We start from the raw sequence: 3,513 nt of genomic DNA, 5'->3' as shown, positions 1-3,513 counted from the left end.
TTCGCCGGCGTCAGAACGAACTGCCGTTATGAATGACGTGCAGCGAGTGGCCGCCAGCCTGATCCGTGCCTGGGAGGAGGGCGTGCGTCAGCCGCTGACAGGTTTGCACCTGGACAATCAGGCCCAGGCCTACGAAGTCCAGCAACAGGTTGCAGAGGCTGTGGGATGGTTTGCCGATGCACCGGCCCGCGCCTGGAAACTGGGCGGCGCGCCCCACGGCCTGATCAGCGCCGCCGGCGTACCCGCGACCGAGATCAAACCTTCAGGCTGGCAATTGCCCACCGGTTATTGCCATGCCGCCGGCATCGAAGGTGAATTGTTCGTGCGCCTTGGGCGCGATCTCGACCAGCACACTGACCTGGCCGCCGCCTATGCCGCCATCGACGCGTGGATGCCGGGCATCGAGTTGTGCGACACCCGCTGGATACAGGGCGATCAGGCCGATCCGTTGTTGCGGCTGGCCGATCGGCAACTCAACCGCGCCTTGATTGTTGGTCCGGCGCAAGACTTGACCCAATCACCGGACTGGGCCCATCAGCGAGTCGAGCTGTGGGTCGATGGGCAACCCGTGTTCAACGGCAACAACAGCCATCCCTTTGCCGAACCGCTGAACTCCCTGCCGTGGCTGGCCAGGCACGCGGTAGAACAAGGCAACCCATTGCGCGCCGGCGACCTGATCGCGACCGGGAGCTGGACAGGCATTTTCTGGGCACCGTTTAGCGCCAGGGTCGAGGTGCGGTTTGCCGGTGTCGGGGGGGCAACGTTGTTCACCTGAAGAGGCCCGCGTGTCGGTGTGTGTGTAGGCCTCCACGTCGTCAGAGCTGATCCCTCTGTGCCAAACTGCGCCATCCACTGCGCAGGAACGACCATGCTAGCCGCAACCCCCGCACTCATTCGTGAAACCTTCCCCGTCGGCCCTTTGCAGTGCAACTGCACGATCATCGGCGATCCGGTCAGCAAAAAAGCGATCGTGGTCGACCCGGGCGGCAATCACGAACTTATCCTTGCTCGGCTTGATGCCTTGGGTTTGCAGGTGGTCAGCATCATTCACACCCACGCGCACCTCGATCACTTCCTGGCGTCCGGCCAGTTGAAAGAGAAAACCGGCGCGACCCTGCATCTGCACAAGGAAGATCAATTCCTCTGGGACAATCTGGAGATGCAATGCCAGATGTTCGGCGTGCCCTACACGCCAGTGCCTGCGCCGGATCGCTGGCTCAGCGATGATGAGGAACTGGCCTGCGGTTGCGGTGTGGCTTTGCACACGCCGGGGCATACGCCGGGGTCGATGAGTTTCTGGTTTGCGGACGCCAAGCTGCTGATCGCCGGAGATACGCTGTTCCGTCGCGGAGTAGGGCGCACGGATTTGTGGGGGGGCAATCAGGCGACCATCGTGCGTTCCATCAAACAGCGGCTGTACACCCTCGACGAAGACGCGATTGTGGTGACTGGTCACGGTGCGGATACGCGACTGGGCGATGAAATGCGTGACAACCCTTTTGTGCGCGCGTGAGGTTGGCCAGGGAATTTTCCTCGCCGGACAGGATCCAAAACCCCGCAAAGGCTGATGCCTTGAGCCGTTGCACCACCGAATGCAAAAGTAGGAGCTCTTCATGTTCACCAAGCAGCGTTTGATTATTGTCGCCTCGGCCGTGGCCTTGCTGTCCGGCTGCGCGTCGCCCAACCCTTATGACAATCAGGGCCAGGCTGATAGCGGTTCCACCGGCATGAGCAAAACCGCCAAATACGGTGGCCTCGGTGCGCTGGCCGGAGCCTTGGCCGGTGCTGCCATCGATCACAACAGCCGTGGCAAAGGGGCGCTGATCGGTGCCGCTGTCGTCGGTGCTTCTGCCGCCGGTTATGGTTACTACGCTGACCAGCAAGAGAAAAAATTGCGCGCCAGCATGGCCAATACCGGTGTGGAAGTTCAGCGTGAAGGCGATCAGATCAAGCTGATCATGCCGGGTAACATTACCTTCGCCACCGACTCGGCGAACATTGCTTCGAGCTTCTACCAGCCGCTGAACAACCTTGCCGGCTCGTTGAAGGAATTCAACCAGAACCAGATCGAAATCGTCGGCTACACCGACAGCACTGGCAGCCGCCAGCACAACATGGACCTTTCTCAGCGCCGCGCGCAGAGCGTGGCGACTTACCTGACCTCGCAAGGTGTCAGTGGAGCCAACCTGAGCGCCCGCGGTGCCGGCCCGGACAATCCGGTGGCGAGCAACGGCGATGTCAACGGCCGCGCGCAGAACCGTCGCGTCGAAGTGAATCTGAAAGCTATTCCGGGTCAGCAGTACGGTGGCCAGCAGCAAGGCAACGTTCAGCAATACCCATAACAACGCTATACCCCAATGTGGGAGCGGGCTTGCTCGCGAAGGCGGCGTGTCAGACAGCGCTATGTCGACTGACAAGCCGCCTTCGCGAGCAAGCCCGCTCCCACATTGGGAGTTGTGTTTCTCCTTCCTGTGCTAGTTCGCCTCTCTCACCGCACTGAGAAACGCGCAAGTACGCTCCTGCTGCGGATGTTCAAAAATCTGCGCCGGTGTGCCCTGTTCGTGGATCTGCCCTTTGAAAAAGAAGCACACGCGATCGGCAAACTCCCTGGCGAAGCCCATCTGGTGCGTGACCATCAGCATGGTCAGGTTATGTTCGGTGCCGAGCTTGCGGATCACGTTAAGCACTTCACCGCACAGCTCCGGATCCAGTGCCGAGGTCACTTCGTCAAACAGCATGACCTTCGGGCGCATCGCCAGCGCCCGTGCAATCGCCACCCGTTGTTGCTGCCCGCCGGAGAGCTGCGACGGGTAATGCCCGAGCTTGCTGCCCAATCCCACCAGTTCCAGCAAATCCGCTGCGCGTTCGCGTGCTTCAGCGGGCTTCATGCCGAGGACTTGCACCGGCGCCTCGATCACGTTCTGCAGCGCCGTCATGTGCGGAAACAGATTAAAACTCTGGAACACCATGCCGATCTTGCCGCGCACGCGGCGGATGTGTCGGTCATTGGCCGGCACCAGCACTCCGTTGCGATTGTGCATGTGCGTCAGCAGATCGTCTTCGATGCGGATCAGCCCGTCGTCAATGCCTTCCAGCGTCATCAACACGCGCAGCAGCGTCGACTTGCCTGAGCCGCTGGGCCCGATGATCGCGACTTTTTCGCCGGGTATGACGTCCAGATTCAAATGATCGAGCACGGTGAAGTTGCCGTAGCTTTTGGTGACGTCCTGAAAGCTGACAATCGGCTTGACTGCCGGGTTTGCCTGCATGGCGCTGGTCTCCTGCGAATGCAGCGGAGTTGGAAGGCCCGGCCGGGAGAGATCACTGGGTGTCGAGAATGTAGAAGTCATTAGTGTGCCTCCAGACGCACTTCGAGGCGCCGTACCAGATAAGCCAAAGCGATGCTCAAGGCGAGGAAAAACAGACCGACCATGGTGATCGGCTCTAAATAGCGGAAATTCTCGGAGCCAATGTTTTTCGCCTGCTGCATGATTTCCACCACGGTGATGGCCG

General features: G+C 60.5%; 4 protein-coding genes and 1 pseudogene. 3 read left to right on the top strand and 2 right to left on the bottom strand.

Annotation, left to right across the window (positions count from 1 at the left end; all coding sequences use genetic code 11):
* The 3 genes from F8N12_RS27135 to F8N12_RS27125 form a co-directional block, all read left to right on the top strand.
* On the top strand, positions 1–775 hold a 775-nt coding region (locus F8N12_RS27135), incomplete at its 5' end, for a fumarylacetoacetate hydrolase family protein (RefSeq protein WP_318189669.1).
* A 93-nt stretch (positions 776–868) separates the two neighbouring features.
* Positions 869–1,513 (top strand): MBL fold metallo-hydrolase, encoded by a 645-nt coding sequence (locus F8N12_RS27130; protein WP_150583108.1) that lies wholly within the window; start codon positions 869–871, stop codon positions 1,511–1,513.
* Positions 1,514–1,613: 100 nt separating this feature from the next.
* Positions 1,614–2,342: an OmpA family protein gene (locus F8N12_RS27125; RefSeq protein WP_150583038.1), complete on the top strand. Its 729-nt coding sequence runs from the start codon at positions 1,614–1,616 to the stop codon at positions 2,340–2,342.
* Between the two features lie 132 nt (positions 2,343–2,474).
* On the opposite strand, the gene ehuA is transcribed toward F8N12_RS27125, so the two are convergent.
* Together ehuA and F8N12_RS27115 are read right to left on the bottom strand one after the other, a co-directional pair.
* Complete coding sequence (gene ehuA / locus F8N12_RS27120; protein WP_150583040.1) at positions 2,475–3,269, bottom strand: ectoine/hydroxyectoine ABC transporter ATP-binding protein EhuA; 795 nt, start codon at positions 3,267–3,269, stop codon at positions 2,475–2,477.
* Between the two features lie 80 nt (positions 3,270–3,349).
* Positions 3,350–3,513, bottom strand: a pseudogene (locus tag F8N12_RS27115) (ectoine/hydroxyectoine ABC transporter permease subunit EhuD); the annotation flags it as partial.

Source organism: Pseudomonas fluorescens, assembly GCF_902497625.1.
Lineage (GTDB): Bacteria > Pseudomonadota > Gammaproteobacteria > Pseudomonadales > Pseudomonadaceae > Aquipseudomonas > Aquipseudomonas fluorescens_BQ.
Note: the sequence above shows the minus strand (reverse complement) of the source record. Positions and strands in the feature narration are given on the sequence as shown.